We start from the raw sequence: 19,703 nt of genomic DNA, 5'->3' as shown, positions 1-19,703 counted from the left end.
GGTTGATCGGGCGTTGACGACGGCGGTGCGGGCCGGGCAGTGGCCGATCAGGCCGTGGCGGCGCGGTCGTGGCTGCGGTTGACGACCTTGTCGGTTGCGAGGCCGGCGCCGAGCAGCACGATGGCGCTGGCGAGGTGCAGGAAGTGGTCCGGCGTGTTGAGCGCGAGGATGTTCAGCGCGGTGCTCGCGATGAAGAAGCCGACGATGCCGAGCAGCAGGTAGACCGCTCCGATCGTGGTGTTGACGGCCTTCGCGGCGGGAACACTCGCCAGCCCGGCGATCAGGAGCGCCGCGCCGATCAGAAGGTGGGCCACGTTGTGCAGCGGGTTGACCGCGAAGAGGCCGAGGAGCAGGCCGCCCTCGGTCGCGATGAAGCTGATGCCGCCGGTCACGGCGAAGCCGAGGAGTCCGACGAGCAGGTAGACAGCGCCGAAGACCGTGGCGACGAGGCGGTTGGGTGAAGTGCGCATGAGAAGACCTCCTGTTTGGTGTCACGGTCGATCCGTGCACGATAACTATTCGGAGTTCCGGGCGATTCGGTTTGGTCAATGCACGCACGGCATCCGGGTCCTGAGTACACTCCCTCGTAGAGGGGTCAGCAGCCGATGGGGGTAACGGAATGAACGTCGAGATGTCATGACGAACGCTGGGAGGGCGCCCCGACGATGCGCCGTGAGCGCACTCGCGGTGAGCGCGGCCCTTCTGCTCTCCGGATGCACGGGCACGGCCGGTGCCGTCGGCGACAGCCACCCGCAGGTGCAGGCCCCGTTCCCGGCGGCGATCGCCGGCCGCCTGGACGCAGCCCTCGCCGAAGCGATCACCCAGTCCGGCTCCAGCGGAGCCCTCGCCGGCGTCTGGGCGCCGTGGGCGGGGCAATGGGTCGTGTCGCCCGGCACCACGGCGCCGGGGAACGCCGTTCCCATGGGCACGGCCATGACCTACCGGATCGGCACGAACACGACCGCGCTGACCTGCACTGTGCTGGCGAAGCTCGTCGATGAGGGCATCGTGAAGCTCGACGACCAGGTCTCGACCTACCTCGACCGGATGGTGGGACTCGAGGGAGTCACTCTCGGCCAGTTGTGCCGCAACACGTCCGGCCTGGCCGACTACACCCGGAACCTGCTCCCGCAGTTCGTGAAGAACCCGACCCGGATCTGGCCGGCGCAGGAGGTGGTGTCCAGCGGGATGGGGTCTCCGCGCGTGGGGTTGCCCGGTGGCGTCTGGGCGCAGTCCGACACCGGGGTTGTGCTGCTCGGGATGGCCCTCGAGGAGGCGGCCCACCAGGACCTGTCGTCTCTCTACCGCAGCCTGGTGCTCGACCCGGTGGGCATGACCGGCACGAGCCTGCCCGGCCCGAATGAGCTGGGCCTGCCCGGCTCACACCCCGAGGGGCTCACCGCCGCGCTCGACGCGGCCGGGCACCCCGTCTGCGACAGTGTCCTCACCGTGACCGAGCTGTCGCCGTCGATGGGCGGTGCCGCGGCCGGCGCCGTGTCGACCCTGGCCGATCAGAAGAAGTGGGTGAGCGCCCTCGCCGAGGGCAGCCTGCTCACCGACGCGACGGCGAAGGCGCAGTGGGCGACGGTGGCCGAAGGAGCCGACGCGCCCGGCTGGCGCCGCTACGGCCTCGGCGCCGAGCAGATCGGTCCGCTCCGCGGGCGGTCCGGGGCGATCCCCGGGTTCATCTCGGCGGCGTACTCCGATCCGGCCAGCGGCCTCACGATCGTGGTCGCCTTCAACAACTCGACTGACGGGGCCGGTTTCGCCGAGGCCGTGGCGCGGCGCCTCGCCGCCATCGTGTGGGCCGTGCCTGCGGCTGACGACACGGCAGGCACCGGGGCAGGTGCCGCCGCCCCCGCCGCGGACTCTGCGCCGGCCCCCGCACCGACGACACCCTTGCCGTGGACCGAGGAGCAGGCTGCGGAAGCGATCCGCGCCGCCACGGCGTGCGCCCCTCCCGCTGCGCCGGCACCGGCCGGGTAGGATCTGCCCATGGCAATCGACCCAGACACGAAGGACTGGACCTGGGTGCTCGAGACCCGGTGCCCCGACTGCGGTTTCGCGGCAGCCGAGGTCGACTTCGACGACATCCCTCGGCTCGTGCGCCGGAACGCGGCCCGATGGATTCCGGTGTTGCACCGCGCGGATGTCGCGGTGCGCCCGAACGACCACACCTGGTCGGCCCTGGAGTACGCGGCCCATGTCCGCGACGTCTTCCGCATCTTCGAGGCACGCCTGCGGATGATGCTCACCGAGGTCGACCCGGCCTTCCCGAATTGGGACCAGGACGCGACGGCGGTCGCCGACCAGTACGACCAGCAGGAACCAGCCGTCGTGGCCCGGGAACTCACCGAGGCCGCGGCATCCGTCGCCGACGCGTTCGCCCACGTCGCGGTCGGCGACCTGGGGCGCACCGGGCGCCGAAGCGACGGCGCCGTGTTCACCGTGGCGACGCTGGGTCGGTACTTCCTGCACGACCCGGTGCATCATCTGCACGATGTAGCCGGCGACTGACACCCGACTGACACCCGGAGGTCACGAAAAAACGGGCGCACCATGACTGGTGCGCCCGTTCTCGGCTGAGTGGCCTTCGTGCCGGTCAGGCCCGGCGGCGTCCGGCGAGGGCGCCGTAGACCAGAAGCACGATGATCGATCCGGCGATGGCGAGCAGCCAGGTCGAGATCGAGAAGAAGTCGCCGAGGTTGACCCCGAAGATGATTGATCCGAGCCAGCCGCCGAGGAACGCGCCGATAACGCCGAGGAGCAGCGTGAGGAACCAGCCGCCGCCCTGACGGCCCGGCAGGATCGCCTTTGCGATGGCGCCGGCGATAAGTCCGAGAATCAGAAATCCGATGAAGCTCATGGGTGTGTCCTTCTTTTTTGTGGGGGAGTCGGGTCGGTGGACCCTGGGTCAGTACACGAGTGGGGGCGCCGAAGCGCGGGTCGAGCGGGTTCGCTTGGGTTGGTTACTCCTGGACGGCCGGGGTCTCGGGCTCGTCGGCCGGGGTCGCGGCGTAGTGGACATCCTTGACGGTCACGTCGACAGCGGTCACCTGCATGCCCACGATCGTGTGGATCGCAGTCGTGATCGCGGCCCGCACTTCATCGGCGACCTTCTGCAGTTCGTGGGGGTACTCCACGACCAGGGAGATGTCCACGGCGACGCGGGTCTCATCGACGGTGATACTCACGCCCTGGGACGGGTCGGTTCCGCTGATGGCCTCCCGGATAGCGCCGAGGGCGCGCCCGGCGCCGCCACCGAGGGCGAAGACCCCGGGAACCTCCCGCGCCGCGATCCCGACGATCTTCGCAACTACGCCGTCCACGATGACGGTCTTGCCGGTGCCGGTGGCTGCCGCGGCTTCGAATGCGGTGGTGTCGACGATGGTGAACTCCAGTCTCTCTCGGCCTGCCCGCCCGGAACGGGCGGCGACCGCAGCTTGGTCAATTACTAAGACGTTAGCCGGGACGGATTCGTCACGTCGAAGTTGCAAAAAGTCTGGAAGACGTGACAATCCGGTGCGGGAGGCGCGGGGCGGACGCCGTCGCCCGCCGTTTTCGGCGACGTTGCACTCCTGGTCGGGCATATGCCCTGAGTTAAGCTGAAACCGGCTCGGCAACCCCGAACTCGCGGGCCTCAGGCAACACCCACGGAGGTTCTCGTGCTCGAAACCACACTGCCGGTCCTCATCCAGGGCGGCATGGGCATGGCCGTCTCCTCATGGCAACTCGCCCGCACGGTGTCCCAGGCCGGTCAGCTCGGCGTCGTGTCCGGGATCGCGCTCGACACCGTGCTCACCCGGCGGCTGCAGGACGGCGACGTGACCGGCGACATCCGTCGGGCCCTCGCCGCCTTCCCGGTGCCGGCCATCGCCGAGCGAGTGCTGGAGCGGTTCTTCCTGGTCGACGGCCGCCCCGCGGGAGGCTCCTACCTGCCCGTGCCCAAGCTCTCCCTGCACCCCACCCGGGATCAGCAGGAACTGAGCGTGCTGGGCAACTTCGTCGAGGTCTGGCTGGCGAAGGAGGGCCATGCCGGCCTGGTCGGCATCAATTACATGGAGAAGGTACAACTCGCCACCCCCGCCGCGGCCTTGGGCGCGATGCTGGCAGGCGTGGATTATGTGCTGATGGGAGCGGGAATCCCGCGGGAGATCCCGCACCTGCTGAACGAGTTCGCGGCGGGCAGGGAGGGCCGGGTCACCATCGACGTCTCCGGCTCGGAGACCGTGCACACCATCGGCGTCGACCCGGTCGCCCTGCTCGGCGAGGCGCTCCCCTCCCTGAAACGCCCGAAGTTCCTCGCGATCGTCGCCGCGCACGTGCTCGCGTTCTACCTGGCCAGGGACGAGGAGATCCGCCCCGACGGCTTCATCATCGAGGGCCCGACGGCCGGCGGCCACAATGCACCGCCGCGCGGCCGGCTCACCCTCGACGACGACAAGCAGCCCATTTACGGCCCCCGGGACGACGCCAACCTCGAGAAGATCGCCGACCTGGGCCTGCCGTTCTGGCTCGCCGGCGGCTATGGCCAGCCCGAACGCGTGGCCGAGGCCCTCCGGGCCGGCGCGGCCGGTGTGCAGGTCGGCACGCTGTTCGCGCTGAGCCGCGAGTCCGGCCTCGCTGACACCCTCCGTGATGCCGTGCTCGACCGGCTCGACGACGGCGAACTGTCGATCAGAACGGATGCCGCGGCCTCGCCGACCGGCTTCCCGTTCAAGGTCGCGCAACTGCCGGGAACGCTCTCCGTGGCCGCCGTCTACGACGATCGGGTGCGGCTCTGCGACCTCAGCTACCTGCGCGAACCCTACCAGCGAAAGGACGGCGTCGTCGGCTTCCGCTGCCCCAGCGAGCCGGTGCACATGTACGTGCGCAAAGGCGGCGCCGCAGAGGACACGGTCGGCCGAGCCTGCCTCTGCAACGCGCTCACCGCGACGGTCGGCCTGGGCCAGACCCGCAAGACCGGGTACGTCGAGTCGCCCCTGCTCACCCTCGGCAACGACATCGAGGGTGCCGGTCTGCTCCGCACCATGCATCCCGAGGGCTGGGGTGCGGCCGACGTCGTGGCCTGGCTGCTCGGCCAGGTGCCCGCCGCCCGCTGAGCCGCGACTAGCCGGGCCTCCAGCCCGCGCTGCAGGTGAATCACGGCGAAAGCACCTTCCGCTCACACCTTCCGCTCAAGGGGGAGGGTGCTTTTCTCCGCAACTCAGCCGAACGCGGTGTCCCGGCGACGGGTGTGCGCGGCTCAGCCGGCGACGTCGAACACGGCCGTGAGGGTGTGGCTCTGGTCGGGTTCGAGCCGCACCCGGTTCTCCCGCACGTTCGCCGATTCGACGCAGACCATCCCGGTCCACTCGTCGTCGCCGAAGTCGCCCATCGAGGCGGCCTTGGCCATCCACGGGTTCCAGACGATCGTGCTGTGCGAGCCCTGGGTCGTGATCCCAACGGTGCGCCCGGAGCCCTCGGTCACGGCCGTGGCGGCGGGGGTGTCCAGGTAGATCCGGTCCGTCTCGGCGCCGAACCGCACCGGGCCGGTCTCGGTCCCGACCGACATCCCGGCGAGCTGGTCGAGGTAGGGCGCACCCTCGAGGCCGGTGACCTCGGTGGCGCGGATGTCGTCCACGGCCAGGTAGCTGTGCAGCGCCTCCTCGAAGCTGACGGAATCCGTGTCCCGGTTCGTCACCGTCAGCGCGAGGGTCAGCCGGGCGCCGACGGTCACGGTGTAGAGCGCCTCGAAACGGTGCGGCCAGGCCGTGGCGCGGGTGGCCGGGCTGTCTGCCAGCCGCAGGGAGACGGTCACGGTCTCGCCGTCGTCTCGCGCGGCGACGAGCTCCCACTCGGCCAACCGGGCGAATCCGTGCGCGGGGGCGCCCGGATCGAGCGGGTTGGCGCCGAACCACGGGAAGCAGATCGGCACTCCGCCGCGGATGGCCTTCGCCTCGGTGAACAGGCTGGCCGCGCTCAGCCAGAGCACCGGCCGCCCGTCGGCCGGCGTCCACCTGGTCAGGTGAGCGCCGTGCAGGTACAGCTCGGCAGAACCGCGTGAGCCGTCCACCCGCACGACGGGCAGGCCGCCCTCGCCGGTCTCCAGGCGAACGGATGCCGGCAGAGCGGCCGGGTCGAAGGGTGCGGGTGACAAGGGGCCTCCAGAATGTTGGCAGCGCCAACGCCGGACTCCAGTTTCGCAGCTTCGCGGCCCTGCCGTTGCGGGACCTCCGCCCAGTGGCGGCGGCGGGCCGGCGGGGCTACCGTGTGCCCTGGGCGATCGCGTCATCCGGCCCGATCGGGCTGACCAGCCAACCAGGAGGTGGCGGACATGTCAGGATTCACGGAACCAGGCCAATCGGGCTTCGTGCCCGGTCAGGACGCCTCGGCGCAGCCAGCAATGGACCGGGAATGGGCGGGCAGGAGGCTCGAACGCAGTCGCAAGCTCGGCGACACCATTGTGGCGTATGTTGTCATCAACCTGTTCCTGATCGGCATCTGGGCGGCGGTCGGCATGGGCTATTTCTGGCCCGGCTGGGTACTCGCCGGGTGGGGTGTCGCGCTGGTGCTGGAATCCTGGAGCCTGTCCTACCGCCGGGCCATCACGGACGCCGACATCGAGCGGGAGATGCGCAAGGGCAGCTAACGGCGCGATCACGACGAGACGGAGTTGGACATGGCGAAAAAACGGTGGAGCGACCTGACCGGCAGCCAGCGGGCGGGGACGATCGTGGGCTCGGCGGTGCAGTTCGCCCTGGCAGCAGCGGCGTGGTCCGACCTCGCGAACCGGCCGGCGAAGCTCGTCAACGGGAAGAAGGCGGTGTGGGCGGTGGTCATCGCGGTGAACTTCGTCGGCCCGATCTCATACTTCCTGTTGGGTCGACGCGCTCACCGGTGACTTCGCCCGGGAGGTCGGTTTCAGCGTTCCGCGCGGCTGTGTCCTAGGTCCAGCAGTCGGCGGGCGTGGTGGCGATCCTCCGGGACGCCGCCATTGCCGCGCGGGGCGTCGCGGAATAGCCTGTGCGCATGTGCGGACGCTTCGCGATGGACAAGGACACCGACGACCTGATCCGGGAGTTCGTCGCATCCGGCGGCGATTTCCGGGACTGGCGGCCGTCGTACAACATCGCCCCGACCGATCTCGTCCCCGTCGTGCGCGAGTGGGAGCACGACCAGACCGTCACCCGCGAGGTGGACGGGGCCACCTGGGGCCTGGCCCCGGCCTGGGCGGCCGGCACGAAGGCCGCGCCGGCCGGCTCGACGACCAATGCCCGGCGCCCGGCCCCGATCAACGCCCGCCTCGAGACCGTGGCCACGAACGGCATGTTCCGTGCCGCGTTCACCTCCCGGCGGTGCATCGTGCCGATGACCGGCTATTACGAATGGGAAGACCTGCCCGACGGCAAACAACCGCACTTCATCCATGGCGACGGCGTCCTGGCAGCGGCCGGACTCTACGCCGGGCGGCAGGAGCACGACGGAACCTGGTCGCACAGCATGGCGGTGATCACCAGGGAGGCCCGGGACGCCTCCGGCGACATCCACGACCGGATGCCCGCCTTCCTCACCAGGGATGCCTGGGATGAGTGGCTACGGCCGGGCAAGGTCGCCGACCCCGGTGCCCTGCTCGACCTGCTCGACCGGTCGTCACTGGCGGTGGCCGGCAACATCAGGAGCCACCCGGTGTCGCGCCGCGTCAACAACGCGCGGGTGCCCGACGAGGAGAAGCGGGACCCGGAGCTCATTGCGCCGGTGGGACTGTGAGCGGATGACGGGAATCGAACCCGCGCTATCAGCTTGGGAAGCTGAAGTTCTACCATTGAACTACATCCGCGCGCCGGGTGAAGGGGTAAGCCCGCACCGAACCGTGCCAGCATATCAACTCCACGCCGTTAGGCTGGAACCGTGCTGCTCTCGGATCGCGATATCAAGGCTGAAATCGACGCTGAACGAATCCGTCTGGAGCCGTATCGGCCCGACATGATCCAACCGTCGAGCATCGATGTGCGCCTGGACGGCTTCTTCCGCCTGTTCGACAACCACAAGTATCCGTACATCGACCCGGCAGAAGACCAGCCGGACCTCACCCGGCTGATCGAGACGCCCCGGGACGAGCCGTTCATCCTGCACCCGGGCGAATTCGTTCTCGGCGCCACCTACGAAAAGGTGAGCCTGCCCGACGACATCGCCGCCCGGCTGGAGGGCAAGAGCTCCCTGGGCCGCCTCGGCCTGCTCACGCACTCCACGGCCGGGTTCATCGACCCCGGCTTCACCGGCCACGTCACGCTCGAGCTGAGCAACGTCGCCACACTGCCGATCAAGCTGTGGCCCGGCATGAAGATCGGCCAGCTGTGCTTCTTCCGGCTGAGCTCGCCGGCAGAGAAGCCCTACGGCTCGAGCGAGTACAGCTCCCGCTACCAGGGCCAGCGCGGACCGACGGCGTCCCGGTCGTTCCTCAACTTCCACCGCACCGACGTCACGGTCTCGACAAGCCCGACCGCCACGGAGTAGTTCGACCAGGGGGAGCAGCCCGTTCATACGGATGCAACACGCGCCCGGTAAAATCGGCTCATGATCACATCCGTGCCCCGTTTCGCCGAGGCGCTCATCGCGCCGGGACCGACGCCCGAGTACCCCGGGCGGATGCGCCGGTTCGGCCAGCTCGTCGGCAGCTGGGCGGCCAAGGGTTCACGGCTCGACGAGGCCAGCGGGGAGTGGCGCGAACGCGACTTCACCTGGATCGTCGAATTCGTCCTGGACGGGCGCGCCGTGCAGGACCTCGAGGTGGTCGCCAGTGACACGCACCCGAGCGGTTTCGAGACCGTGGCGATGGCCGTGCGCGTCTACGACCCGCACGCCGGCGCCTGGCGGGTCAGCTACTTCGCGCCCAAGATCGGGGAGTACTGCCACCTCGTGGCCACCCCGCACCGCAACGGCCTGCGCCAGGACGGCACGGGCACCGACGGCCGGCCGATCCGCTGGAACTTCGTCTCGATCACGGACGACTCCTACTCCTGGGAGGGCTGGGTGTCCGACGACGAGGGCGCGACCTGGCTGCTGGTCGAGCACAACGAGGCCACTCGCATCCGTTAGTCGGTCGCGTGCGTGCCGGGCCGGACGATCTCCGTCGCCGCGCCCGACACGAGCTTCGGAACGAGGCCGAGCATGCCGAGCACGAGGATGATCTCCAGGCCGCCGAGAGCGAAGTATGCGGTCTGCAGCACAGAATATTGCCTGATCACGGCGATCTCGACGAAGATCCAGATGAGCATCCCGAAACCGGCGACGGCCGAGGCGAGGAGCGCCCAATTTCGGCGCAGCACGAGACCGACCGCACCGGCGAGCTGGGTGCCGCCGACGATGAGGCCGAGCACGAGCCCTGGCACGAGGTACGAGTCGAACGGACTGCCCTCGAGGTAGGAGAGGGGCATGCCGCCGCCGTTGGCCGCGATTGCGATCACCGCACCAGCGAAGGAGGAAACCGCGCCGAAGATCAGCAGGCCGAACAGGATGCCGCGGAGCACGGTGAAGGGGATGCTGAATCTCATGATGGATGGCCTTTCGCCCGGAGGCGATGGTCAGCGCCTGCACAGCGAGGATATTCCTCCCGGTGAGTCTGCACCCGATCGCCTTGCGGCCGCGTCCGCTGGCCGAGCGCTCCAGTTCCGCCGCTGCGCGCCCGGCACGCCTGGTGCGCAGAGGCGGAATTGGAGCGCTGCCGCCTGCCGCGGCGTGCGGGGCCGGCCCTAAAGGGCGAAGGGGAAGGCGAGGTCGGCGGGGTAGTCGCCGAGGGCGGTGAGCTGCGCTGCGGAACGCTGCAGGGCCGCGAGGGTGAGACCCAGTGAGCCGGGACCGAAGCTGACCCGGGAGACGCCGAGCTCGGCGAGGCGGGCCAGCGGCACGGCGCCCGGATGCCCGATCACCGAGATGCGGCCGTTGACCTCGTCGAGGGCGCGCTTCACCTTGTTCTCGTCGTTCAGCCCGAGGAAGAAGATCACATCGGCGCCCGCGTCGAGGTAGGCGTTCGCGCGGGCGACGGCCTCGTCCCACTCGCCGCCGCCGGCCAGGGTGTCCACCCGCGCGTTGATCACGAGCGGGATCCCGGTCGCTTCCGCGGCGGTGCGGGCCGCGGAGACCCGGGCGGCCGCGGTCGGGATGTCGAACTGGGGAGCCTTCGGCGCGCCGACCGAGTCCTCGAGGTTGATGCCGACGGCGCCGGACTCCTCGATCAGGCGGCGCACGTTTCGGGCCACCCCCGCGGCATCCGGGGCATAGCCCTTCTCGAAATCGACCGACACCGGAAGGTCGACCGCGTCGACGATCAGGCGCGCCGCGGCGATGGCCTCGTTCACGCTGAGCCCTTCGCCGTCCTGCAGCCCGCGCACATTCGACACCGAATGCGAGGCGGTCGCGAGAGCCCGCACGCCGGACGCCTGCGCCACGACCGTAGCGGTGATGGCGTCCCACACGTTCGTGACAATCAGCGGTGTCCCGGGGAGGTGCAGCGCGTTGAGGAGTTCGGCCTTCTGGATCTGCAAGGTAGTCATCACTCCAGCCTGACAACGAAGACCGGCCCGGACGAGAGTTCAGCGAATGTCCAGAGAACAAACAGGTTATGTTCAGCCGATTTGGTCCTGTTTCGGCTTCACCGGAATCAGCACGAGCAGACCGACGAAGAGGACCAGCACGATGCCCAGGATGCCCCAGTAGGTCTCGCCGAAGATCGTGACCATCAGCGCGAACATGGTCGGGGCGAGGAAGCTCACCGCACGCCCCGTGGTGGCGTAGAGGCCGAACACCTCGCCTTCGCGCCCCGGCGGGATCAGCCGGGCCAGGAAGGTGCGGCTGGCCGACTGGGCGGGCCCGACGAAGAGGGTCAGGGCGAGGCCGGCGGTCCAGAACACGATCTGCCCGCCGTCGTGCAGGAAGAAGACCAGCCCGCCGCAGACGATCAGCCCGACCAGGGCCGTCACGATCACCGGTTTCGCGCCGAGGCGGTCGTCGAGAACGCCGACGCTGATGGTCGCGATGCCGGCGACCACATTCGCCGCGATCGCGAAGATGATCACCTCGCCGGGCGAGAAACCGAAAACGGATGCCGCGAGCACCCCGCCGAAGGTGAACACCCCGGCCAGGCCGTCCCGGAACACCGCGCTGGCGATCAGGAAGTACACCGTGTGCCGGCTGGTGCGCCAGAGCCGGGCGATGTCCTGGCCGAGTACGACATAGGAGCGGAGAAAGCCCACCCGTTCCCGCCGCACGGTGGCGGGGGAGTGGTATTCGGGCACGGTGAGCAGCACCGGCAGGGCGAACAGGCCGAACCAGGCCGCCGCGATCAGCATGGCAACCCGAACCGACAGGCCGTTCTCCCCGGTCACACCGAACAGGCCCACCTCCGGCCTGATGAAGCCGAAGTAGACGATCAGCAGCAGCACGATCCCGCCGATGTAGCCCATGCCCCAGCCGAAGCCGCTGACCTTGCCGATCGTGCGCGGGGTGGACACCTGGGCGAGCATGGCGTTGTAGTTCACGCTGGCGAACTCGAAGAAGACGTTGCCGGCGGCCACCAGGACCAGGCCGAGCAGCAGGAAGCCGGGTGAGGCCTGCACGAAGAACATCCCGGCGGTGATGCCCACGACGATGAACGTGTTCACTCCGAGCCACAGCTTTCGCCGGCCTGACGTATCGGAGCGCTGCCCGGTGATCGGCGCGAGAACCGCGACCAGGAAACCGGCGATCGCCAGGGCCCAGCCCAACTGCGCCGAGATCACGTCCTTGTCGCCGAAGGAGGATCCCGTGAGGTACACCGTGAAGACGAAGGTGGTCACCACCGCGTTGAACGCCGCCGAGCCCCAGTCCCAGAAGCTCCAGGCCACCACGCGGCGGCGACGCGTCTCGTGTGGCAACACCTGGGCATCCGTGCCGCCCTGCGCAATCCCGGTCATGCGCCCAGAGTAGTGGGCGGCGGCCGCGAATCGGGGGAAACGGCCGCGCCTTCTTTCGCCGCTCAAAGTTGAGTCGTTCACACTCAACTTTCAGGTGGCTGGCTTGACTCGGATTTGCGGTGATGCCACACTTGAGTCATTACCGCTCAAGTCTGATGAATCATACCGATCACTCACGCTGAGAAACACTTTTGAAGGAGAACGCACACATGGCCCGTGCAGTAGGCATCGACCTCGGAACCACCAACTCTGTGGTGGCCGTCCTCGAGGGTGGAGAACCCACCGTCATCGCAAACGCCGAAGGCTTCCGGACCACCCCCTCGGTGGTCGCCTTCACCAAAGACGGCGAGGTGCTCGTCGGCGAGACCGCCAAGCGCCAGGCCGTCACCAACGTCGACCGCACGATCGCTTCGGTCAAGCGCCACATGGGCACCGACTGGAACGTCGCCATCGACGACAAGAAGTACACCCCGCAGGAGATCTCGGCCCGCATCCTGGCCAAGCTCAAGCGCGACGCCGAGGCGTACCTGGGCGACAAGGTGACGGATGCCGTCATCACCGTTCCCGCGTACTTCAACGACGCCGAGCGCCAGGCCACCAAGGAGGCCGGCGAGATCTCCGGCCTCAACGTGCTCCGCATCATCAACGAGCCCACCGCCGCCGCACTCGCCTACGGCCTCGACAAGGGCAAGGAAGACGAACTCATCCTGGTTTTCGACCTCGGCGGCGGAACCTTCGACGTCTCCCTCCTCGAGGTGGGCAAGGACGACGACTTCTCCACGATCCAGGTTCGGTCCACCGCGGGCGACAACCGCCTCGGCGGCGACGACTGGGACCAGCGCATCGTCGACCACCTGATCAAGAAGTTCAAGGAAACCACCGGCGTCGACGTCTCCAAGGACAAGATCGCCAAGCAGCGCCTCAAGGAAGCCGCCGAGCAGGCCAAGAAGGAACTGTCCTCGAGCATGTCGGCCAGCATCCAGCTGCCCTACCTTTCGCTCACCGAGAACGGCCCCGCGAACCTCGACGAGACGCTCACCCGCGCCCAGTTCGAGAAGATGACCGAAGACCTGCTCGACCGCACCAAGAAGCCGTTCCAGGACGTCATCCGTGAGGCCGGCATCAAGGTGGGCGACATCGCCCACGTCGTGCTCGTCGGAGGTTCCACCCGCATGCCCGCCGTCTACGAGCTCGTCAAGGCGGAGACCGGTGGCAAGGACCCGAACAAGGGCGTCAACCCGGACGAGGTCGTCGCCGTCGGCGCCGCCCTGCAGGCCGGCGTGCTGAAGGGCGAGCGCAAGGACGTCCTGCTCATTGACGTCACCCCGCTGAGCCTCGGCATCGAAACCAAGGGCGGCATCATGACGCGCCTGATCGAGCGCAACACGGCCATCCCGACCAAGCGCAGTGAGACGTTCACGACGGCGGACGACAACCAGCCGTCCGTGGCGATCCAGGTCTTCCAGGGAGAGCGCGAGTTCACCCGCGACAACAAGAACCTGGGCACGTTCGAGCTGACCGGGATCGCACCGGCGCCGCGCGGCATCCCGCAGGTCGAGGTCACCTTCGACCTCGACGCCAACGGCATCGTGCACGTGTCCGCGAAGGACAAGGGCACCGGCAAGGAGCAGTCGATGACCATCACCGGCGGCTCGTCGCTGGCGAAGGAAGACATCGAGCGCATGGTCCGCGAGGGCGAGGAGCACGCCGCGGAGGACAAGCGCCGCCGCGAGGCCGCTGAAACCCGCAACACCGCGGAGCAGCTCGCCTACTCGATCGAGAAGCTGATCAAGGAGAACGACGAGAAGCTTCCCGAGGAGGTCAAGACGGAGGTCCAGGCCGACGTCGACGCCCTCAAGTCCGCACTGGCCGGAGACGACGACGCGGCCGTGAAGACCGCGTTCGACAAGCTCAACGAGAGCCAGGGCAAGATCGGCGAGGCCATCTACAAGACCAGCCAGGCGGATGCCGCAACGCCTCCCGCCGACGCCGGGGAGCCGCAGGCCGAGTCGGGCAGCGCCGATGAAGACGTCGTCGACGCCGAGGTTGTCGACGACGAGGACGAAGCGAAGAAGTAATGGCAGACGACACGCGTCCCGAGGACGAGCCGTTCGAGCAGGGGGTGCCCGCTGAGGGTGCCCCCGGGGCGGGCGACACGGCGGAGACCGGCGCTCCGGCCGACGGGATCGACGAGGACGAACTCACTGTCCAGGACATCCTCGACGCCGCAGACCGGGAAGCCGCCGAGCCGTCCGACGAGCACCTCGCCGACCTCAAACGGGTCACCGCTGAGTACGCGAACTACCGCAAGCGCACCGAAGCGAACCGCGAGGTCGAGCGCGAGCGCGTCACCGTGGATGTCGTCAAGGGCCTGATCCCGGTGCTCGACGACCTGGACCGGGCGGAGAAGCACGGCGACCTCGTTGCCGACACGGCGTTCAGCACGATTGCCGCCAAGCTGCGGGCGAGCGTGGAGCGCCTCGGCGTGAAGCCGTTCGGCGCGGTGGGGGAGGCCTTCGACCCGAACGTGCACGAGGCGATCTTCCAGATGCCCACCGCGGGCATTGAGGTGGACACCGTCGGTGATGTCGTGGAGACCGGCTACTTCCTCGGTTCGACGCTCCTGCGGGTGGCCAAGGTCGTAGTTCAGGTACCGAGCGATGGCTAGCCAGGACTGGTTTGACAAGGACTTCTACAAGGTCCTGGGGGTATCGAAGGACGTCACTCCGGCCGAGCTGAAGAAGGCTTACCGGAAGCTGGCGCGAAAGTACCACCCTGACTCCAACCCGGGCAACCCGGCAGCCGAGGCGAAGTTCAAGGAAATCAGCGAGGCGCACTCGGTGATCGGCGACCCTGCCCAGCGCAAGGAGTACGATGCCGTTCGCGCCATGGGCGGTGGAGCTCGCTTCACCGCCCCCCGGGGCGGCGGCGGGCAGGCCGGCGGTTTCGACGACGTGTTCGGCGGCATGTTCGGCGGCGGTGCCCGACAACAGGGCTACTCCTACGAGCAGGGCGGCTACGACGACCTCCTCGGCGGGCTGTTCGGCCGAGGTGGCGGAGGCGGCGGCGGCGGTTTCGGCAGCACGAGCGGCGGCTTCCGCGGCTACGGCGGCCCGACCCGTGGGCGTGACGTCATCGCGTCGACCACGGTCGACTTCATCACGGCCACCCATGGTGACCAGATCACCCTGCAGACGCAGGATGGCCGCGCGATCAAGGTGAAGATCCCGGCCGGTGTCGCCGACGGGCAGAAGATCAAGCTTCGCGGCCAGGGGCAGCACAGCCCCGACGGCGGCGAGGCCGGCGACATCGTGCTCACGGTCTCGGTGCGCAAGCATCCGGTCTTCGAGCGCGAGGGGCTCAACCTCAGGGTGGCCGTTCCGGTCACCTTCGTCGAGGCCACGCTGGGGGCGACGATCGAGGTGCCCACCCTGGGCGGTCCCCCGGTCAAGCTGCGGATCGTGCCCGGCACCCCGAGCGGGCGCGTGCTGCGCGTCAAGGGGAGAGGCGTCGTGACACCCAAGGGCACCGGCGACCTGCTCGCCGAGGTTCAGGTTGCCGTGCCGTCGCACCTGTCGAAGGACGCGGAGGAGAAACTCGAAGCCTTCGCGGCAGCCCTGCCGAAGGAGAACCCGCGCGACGACCTCCTGGCGAAGGCGAGAGACTAGCGGTGGATGAGAACACCCGGGTTTTCGTGATCTCGATGGCGGCGGAGCTTGCGGGCATGCACCCGCAAACCCTCCGCCAGTACGACCGCCTGGGGCTGGTGAGCCCCGACCGCACCCCCGGTCGGTCCCGCCGGTATTCCATGCGGGACGTGGCGAAGCTGCGGGAGATCGCGGACCTGGGTGCCGAGGGTGTGAGCCTGGAAGGCATCCGGCGCATCCTCGAACTCGAAGACCATGTTCGCGGGCTCGAGTCCCGCCTGCGCGAACTCGAGGCAGCCCTCGCCGACGAACTGCTCAACCGTCCGGGCCGCCGTGTCTTCGCGGCCGGCTCGGCCGGTGAGGTCATCTCGATGCGCGCCGGCACCCGCACCAGGCGCGCGAACCAGATCGTGATCTGGCGCCCGCTCGGCCACCGGGAATAGCGCCGCATGAGCCATCTGACCGGGGCGGCCGCCCAGCCGTCCCCCTTCGCCTTCGAACGGCTGCGGCGCTACCCGGATGTCGAAGCCGACAACCTCTTCGCCGTGGATGCGAGCGACCGGCTGATCCTCGATGAGGCGGCCGACGCCGTCGCGGCCGCGGCCCCCGGCGAGGTCGTGGTGATCGAAGACCGATACGGTGCCCTGACCCTGGGCGCGGCGCACCTCGGGGGAGCCCGCGACATCCGGGTGCACCAGGACGTGCTCTCGGGGGAACTCGCCCTCGCCCGCAACGCCGCCGACGCCGGTCTGGCCGGGGCGTACCGCTCGGTGGGCCTCACCGAGGAACTGCTCTCCGGCGCCAGGGTGGTGTTGCTGCAGCTCCCGCGGAGCCTCTCGGCCCTCGACGAGATCGTCGGCGCCATCGCGCGGTGGGCCGCCGCCGACGTCACCGTCTTCGCGGGTGGCCGGATCAAGCACATGGCGCCGGCGATGAACGGGGTGTTCGCCCGCCACTTCACCAGGCTGGACGTGACTCCGGCCCGTCAGAAGTCGCGGGTGCTGGTCGCGACCGGCCCGATCCGGCCGCCCTCGGCCGGGACCACCCCGGACTGGCCGCACACCCAGCGCCACGAGGACCTGGCCATCACCGTCTGCGCGCACGGCGCGGCGTTCGCGGGAACCACCGTCGACATCGGCACCCGGTACCTGCTCGAGTTCCTCGGCCGGATGAAACCGGGAGCCCGCACGGCAATCGACCTCGGCTGCGGCACCGGCGTGCTCGCGGCAGGCCTGGCCCTGCGCCGCCCCGACCTCACCGTCATCGCCTCCGACCAGTCCGCGGCCGCCGTAGCGTCGGCCGGCGCCACCATGGTCGCCAATTCCGTCGCCGACCGGGTGTCGGTGATCAGGGACGACGCCCTGGCGAGCCGACCGGATGCCTCCGCTGAGCTGATCCTGTTGAACCCGCCGTTCCACATCGGGTCGTCGGTCCACGCCGGCATCGCCCTCAAGCTGTTCGACGACGCCGCCAGAGTGCTCGCACCCGGCGGTGAACTCTGGACGGTCTGGAACACGCACCTGGGCTACCGTCCCGCGCTCACCCGCATCGTCGGACCCACCCGCCAGGTCGGCCGGAACTCCAAGTTCACCGTCACGGTCTCCACCCGTTCCTGACCCCTCAAGCCGTGGCTGCGAACCGCCGGTCGGGCCCGTGCTGACCCGCGTCCGGGGGCGACACGCCCGGGATGTAGACGAGAGTTGCGGCCCCCGGGGATTCACCGTAATGTCATTCAAGTCACCCCACAGGTTCGGAAAGCGGAAGTGCTTACCGGCCTCAAGCGGGACCACTCCCAAGTCAGTTTCTGCCAGTCAGATTCTGCTTGATGATGTCGTGTTGAGTCCCTTCACCGGGACCGAACACGACAACAAGAAACAACAGGAAGAGCCCCGAAGCGACAGCCCATTTGGGCCTGAAGTCGGGTGCGTCCGATCCTTGAGAACTCAACAGCGTGCACAATGTCAAATGCCAAAAACCTCGGTCGTAGGGCTCCTTTCTAGGGAGTACCGCGGAAGAGATTCCTTTGGAAAACATTTAAACAACAAAGCAAGTCAGTAATGATTTGTTCTGTCAGTTTCAAACTTGTGTCTGGTCCGCCCATTCCGGCGGTCAGTCACACTAGATGTGCCGGATGCTTGCATCCGTGCAATCAAACATTTACGGAGAGTTTGATCCTGGCTCAGGACGAACGCTGGCGGCGTGCTTAACACATGCAAGTCGAACGGTGATGAGGAGCTTGCTTCTCTGATCAGTGGCGAACGGGTGAGTAACACGTGAGCAATCTGCCCTTGACTCTGGGATAAGCGTTGGAAACGACGTCTAATACCGGATACGACCTTTGGAGGCATCTCTGGGGGTGGAAAGAATTTTGGTCAAGGATGAGCTCGCGGCCTATCAGCTAGTTGGTGAGGTAATGGCTCACCAAGGCGACGACGGGTAGCCGGCCTGAGAGGGTGACCGGCCACACTGGGACTGAGACACGGCCCAGACTCCTACGGGAGGCAGCAGTGGGGAATATTGCACAATGGGCGAAAGCCTGATGCAGCAACGCCGCGTGAGGGACGACGGCCTTCGGGTTGTAAACCTCTTTTAGTAGGGAAGAAGCGTAAAAGTGACGGTACCTGCAGAAAAAGCACCGGCTAACTACGTGCCAGCAGCCGCGGTAATACGTAGGGTGCAAGCGTTGTCCGGAATTATTGGGCGTAAAGAGCTCGTAGGCGGTTTGTCGCGTCTGCTGTGAAAACCCGAGGCTCAACCTCGGGCCTGCAGTGGGTACGGGCAGACTAGAGTGCGGTAGGGGAGATTGGAATTCCTGGTGTAGCGGTGGAATGCGCAGATATCAGGAGGAACACCAATGGCGAAGGCAGATCTCTGGGCCGTAACTGACGCTGAGGAGCGAAAGCATGGGGAGCGAACAGGATTAGATACCCTGGTAGTCCATGCCGTAAACGTTGGGAACTAGATGTGGGGACCATTCCACGGTCTCCGTGTCGCAGCTAACGCATTAAGTTCCCCGCCTGGGGAGTACGGCCGCAAGGCTAAAACTCAAAGGAATTGACGGGGGCCCGCACAAGCGGCGGAGCATGCGGATTAATTCGATGCAACGCGAAGAACCTTACCAAGGCTTGACATATAGAGGAAACGTCTGGAAACAGTCGCCCCGCAAGGTCTCTATACAGGTGGTGCATGGTTGTCGTCAGCTCGTGTCGTGAGATGTTGGGTTAAGTCCCGCAACGAGCGCAACCCTCGTCCTATGTTGCCAGCACGTAATGGTGGGAACTCATGGGATACTGCCGGGGTCAACTCGGAGGAAGGTGGGGATGACGTCAAATCATCATGCCCCTTATGTCTTGGGCTTCACGCATGCTACAATGGCCGGTACAAAGGGCTGCAATACCGCAAGGTGGAGCGAATCCCAAAAAGCCGGTCTCAGTTCGGATTGAGGTCTGCAACTCGACCTCATGAAGTCGGAGTCGCTAGTAATCGCAGATCAGCAACGCTGCGGTGAATACGTTCCCGGGCCTTGTACACACCGCCCGTCAAGTCATGAAAGTCGGTAACACCCGAAGCCAGTGGCCTAACCCGCAAGGGGAGGAGCTGTCGAAGGTGGGATCGGTGATTAGGACTAAGTCGTAACAAGGTAGCCGTACCGGAAGGTGCGGCTGGATCACCTCCTTTCTAAGGAGCACAGCAGTGCCGTCTGTCTACAGCGGAACACCACNCAAGAGGTTCTAATCCAGTACATGCTCTTCGGGGTATCGGAAAGGTTGGTTTCTGGCGGGTCTGTATATGCACGCTGTTGGGTCCTGAGGGACCGGAACATTCCTGGCCTTGGGCCGGCGGATGATCTGTTCCTCTGGACCTTTTCTCAGTCACATCATTCGTGGCTGGGTGAGGGTACCGCCCGTACTTTGAGAACTACACAGTGGACGCGAGCATCTTAAATTTGACAGTTTTCGGACTGCAAATTACAAAGATCTAAGCAATTAGATCATTGGTCAATTTCTGTCGCGAATTTTATTCGTGACACCAATCGATTCAAACTCATGTGATTTCAAATTTCTAAGAGCAAACGGTGAATGCCTTGGCATGTAGAGCCGAAGAAGGACGTAGTAATCTGCGATAA

20 protein-coding genes, 1 tRNA gene and 1 rRNA gene are annotated in these 19,703 nt (G+C 67.1%); 14 read left to right on the top strand and 8 right to left on the bottom strand.

The features are described 5' to 3' along the window. Positions 1–47: 47 nt before the first annotated feature. Positions 48–470 carry a DUF4383 domain-containing protein gene (locus tag E3O32_RS11045; RefSeq protein ID WP_134509486.1) on the bottom strand — a complete coding sequence of 141 codons (423 nt, stop codon included), beginning with the start codon at positions 468–470 and terminating at the stop codon, positions 48–50. 202 nt (positions 471–672) lie between these two features. Here E3O32_RS11045 and E3O32_RS11040 point away from each other — a divergent pair, with 202 nt between their 5' ends. After that, a complete protein-coding gene (locus E3O32_RS11040) occupies positions 673–1,986 on the top strand; it encodes a serine hydrolase domain-containing protein (RefSeq protein WP_166790832.1) in 1,314 nt (437 codons plus the stop codon). A gap of 9 nt (positions 1,987–1,995) precedes the next feature. Next, positions 1,996–2,517, top strand: a complete 522-nt coding sequence (locus tag E3O32_RS11035) for a DinB family protein (RefSeq protein WP_134509482.1) — start codon at positions 1,996–1,998, stop codon at positions 2,515–2,517. 85 nt (positions 2,518–2,602) lie between these two features. Here the strand turns inward: E3O32_RS11035 and E3O32_RS11030 are convergent, their stop codons facing one another. Beyond that, entirely contained in the window at positions 2,603–2,866 is a 264-nt protein-coding gene (locus E3O32_RS11030) for a GlsB/YeaQ/YmgE family stress response membrane protein (RefSeq protein WP_134509480.1), read from the bottom strand. 103 nt (positions 2,867–2,969) lie between these two features. Beyond that, positions 2,970–3,497: an Asp23/Gls24 family envelope stress response protein gene (locus E3O32_RS11025; protein WP_241974801.1), complete on the bottom strand. Its 528-nt coding sequence runs from the start codon at positions 3,495–3,497 to the stop codon at positions 2,970–2,972. 168 nt (positions 3,498–3,665) lie between these two features. Between E3O32_RS11025 and E3O32_RS11020 the strand changes: the two genes are divergently transcribed. Next, positions 3,666–5,102 carry a nitronate monooxygenase gene (locus tag E3O32_RS11020; RefSeq protein ID WP_338145194.1) on the top strand — a complete coding sequence of 479 codons (1,437 nt, stop codon included), beginning with the start codon at positions 3,666–3,668 and terminating at the stop codon, positions 5,100–5,102. A gap of 143 nt (positions 5,103–5,245) precedes the next feature. Here E3O32_RS11020 and E3O32_RS11015 read toward each other — a convergent pair whose 3' ends face one another. Beyond that, on the bottom strand, positions 5,246–6,139 hold the full coding sequence (locus E3O32_RS11015; protein ID WP_166790831.1) for a D-hexose-6-phosphate mutarotase: 894 nt from the start codon (positions 6,137–6,139) through the stop codon (positions 5,246–5,248). 177 nt (positions 6,140–6,316) lie between these two features. Between E3O32_RS11015 and E3O32_RS11010 the strand changes: the two genes are divergently transcribed. The 3 genes from E3O32_RS11010 to E3O32_RS11000 all read left to right on the top strand — a co-directional run bounded on the left by E3O32_RS11010 (position 6,317) and on the right by E3O32_RS11000 (position 7,749). Further along, positions 6,317–6,631 carry a 2TM domain-containing protein gene (locus E3O32_RS11010; protein WP_134509474.1) on the top strand — a complete coding sequence of 105 codons (315 nt, stop codon included), beginning with the start codon at positions 6,317–6,319 and terminating at the stop codon, positions 6,629–6,631. Between the two features lie 30 nt (positions 6,632–6,661). After that, positions 6,662–6,883, top strand: coding sequence for a PLD nuclease N-terminal domain-containing protein (locus E3O32_RS11005; RefSeq protein WP_134509472.1), 222 nt, complete (start codon positions 6,662–6,664; stop codon positions 6,881–6,883). 128 nt (positions 6,884–7,011) lie between these two features. After that, the gene (locus tag E3O32_RS11000; protein WP_134509470.1) at positions 7,012–7,749 is read left to right on the top strand and encodes an SOS response-associated peptidase; all 738 of its coding nucleotides are present in this window, start codon (positions 7,012–7,014) and stop codon (positions 7,747–7,749) included. On the opposite strand, the gene E3O32_RS10995 is transcribed toward E3O32_RS11000, so the two are convergent. Further along, positions 7,749–7,819 (bottom strand) — tRNA-Gly (locus E3O32_RS10995). The two genes, E3O32_RS11000 and E3O32_RS10995, sit on opposite strands and share 1 nt — an antisense overlap. A 71-nt stretch (positions 7,820–7,890) precedes the next feature. Between E3O32_RS10995 and dcd the strand changes: the two genes are divergently transcribed. Both dcd and E3O32_RS10985 read left to right on the top strand, forming a co-directional pair. Then, on the top strand, positions 7,891–8,496 hold the full coding sequence (dcd, locus tag E3O32_RS10990) for a dCTP deaminase (RefSeq protein WP_134509468.1): 606 nt from the start codon (positions 7,891–7,893) through the stop codon (positions 8,494–8,496). Between the two features lie 60 nt (positions 8,497–8,556). Beyond that, positions 8,557–9,078, top strand: coding sequence for a hypothetical protein (locus E3O32_RS10985; RefSeq protein ID WP_134509466.1), 522 nt, complete (start codon positions 8,557–8,559; stop codon positions 9,076–9,078). Here E3O32_RS10985 and E3O32_RS10980 read toward each other — a convergent pair. From E3O32_RS10980 to E3O32_RS10970, 3 genes are all read right to left on the bottom strand, one after another. After that, a complete protein-coding gene (locus E3O32_RS10980) occupies positions 9,075–9,533 on the bottom strand; it encodes a hypothetical protein (RefSeq protein WP_134509464.1) in 459 nt (152 codons plus the stop codon). The genes E3O32_RS10985 and E3O32_RS10980 overlap by 4 nt on opposite strands. Positions 9,534–9,731: 198 nt before the next feature. Further along, on the bottom strand, positions 9,732–10,532 hold the full coding sequence (locus tag E3O32_RS10975; RefSeq protein ID WP_134509462.1) for an isocitrate lyase/PEP mutase family protein: 801 nt from the start codon (positions 10,530–10,532) through the stop codon (positions 9,732–9,734). A gap of 72 nt (positions 10,533–10,604) precedes the next feature. Further along, entirely contained in the window at positions 10,605–11,930 is a 1,326-nt protein-coding gene (locus E3O32_RS10970; RefSeq protein ID WP_134509460.1) for an MFS transporter, read from the bottom strand. 209 nt (positions 11,931–12,139) lie between these two features. Here E3O32_RS10970 and dnaK point away from each other — a divergent pair, with 209 nt between their 5' ends. From dnaK to E3O32_RS10940, 6 genes are all read left to right on the top strand, one after another. Further along, complete coding sequence (gene dnaK / locus E3O32_RS10965; protein WP_134509458.1) at positions 12,140–14,008, top strand: molecular chaperone DnaK; 1,869 nt, start codon at positions 12,140–12,142, stop codon at positions 14,006–14,008. After that, positions 14,008–14,598: a nucleotide exchange factor GrpE gene (locus E3O32_RS10960; protein ID WP_134509456.1), complete on the top strand. Its 591-nt coding sequence runs from the start codon at positions 14,008–14,010 to the stop codon at positions 14,596–14,598. Before dnaK ends, E3O32_RS10960 begins: the two co-directional genes overlap by 1 nt. Beyond that, complete coding sequence (locus tag E3O32_RS10955) at positions 14,591–15,598, top strand: DnaJ C-terminal domain-containing protein (protein ID WP_134509454.1); 1,008 nt, start codon at positions 14,591–14,593, stop codon at positions 15,596–15,598. Before E3O32_RS10960 ends, E3O32_RS10955 begins: the two co-directional genes overlap by 8 nt. Positions 15,599–15,600: 2 nt before the next feature. Next, complete coding sequence (locus E3O32_RS10950; protein WP_134509452.1) at positions 15,601–16,020, top strand: heat shock protein transcriptional repressor HspR; 420 nt, start codon at positions 15,601–15,603, stop codon at positions 16,018–16,020. Between the two features lie 6 nt (positions 16,021–16,026). Then, entirely contained in the window at positions 16,027–17,193 is a 1,167-nt protein-coding gene (locus E3O32_RS10945; protein WP_174776506.1) for a class I SAM-dependent methyltransferase, read from the top strand. A gap of 540 nt (positions 17,194–17,733) precedes the next feature. Next, a 16S ribosomal RNA gene (locus E3O32_RS10940) occupies positions 17,734–19,255 on the top strand. Positions 19,256–19,703: the final 448 nt, after the last annotated feature.

Source organism: Cryobacterium mannosilyticum, from assembly GCF_004402705.1.
GTDB lineage: Bacteria > Actinomycetota > Actinomycetes > Actinomycetales > Microbacteriaceae > Cryobacterium > Cryobacterium mannosilyticum.
This window is presented reverse-complemented; position numbering and strand designations above follow the sequence as displayed.